The 381-nt window shown below is 39.1% G+C and carries 1 protein-coding gene; it reads left to right on the top strand.

Going from position 1 to position 381, the window contains the following annotated elements:
- The coding region (locus ACODST_RS27860) for a hypothetical protein (RefSeq protein ID WP_488935354.1) at positions 1-381 on the top strand (381 nt) is incomplete at both ends.

The following is a 381-nucleotide window of genomic DNA, read 5'->3' as shown; positions in this document are numbered from 1 at the left end:
AGGTTACCAATGCTTCAGGATGCCAGAGCGCATCTTCGACAGCTACATCAGTAACAGTGAACCCAACTCCTGCAGCACCAACATTAAGTACTATTACACAACCAGTTTGCGGTGGTACAACAGGAACTTTTACAATTAGTAATTACAATGCAAGCTATACTTATATAGTATCTCCATCTACAGGAGTTATTATAAGTGGTGATACAATTACGGCTCCATCAGGAAGTTATGCGATTAGCTCTTCAGCTAATAGCTGTAGCTCTGGAGATGTAAATTTTGTTATTAATTCTATATTATGTGCTTACAATGACAACACATATAGCATGCAGACCTCAGGTTCTACAGCGGTAAATGTTGGCAATGTAACGGCTAATGATACCT

It is taken from the genome of Flavobacterium sp. FG19 (genome assembly GCF_057809475.1).
This window is presented reverse-complemented; position numbering and strand designations above follow the sequence as displayed.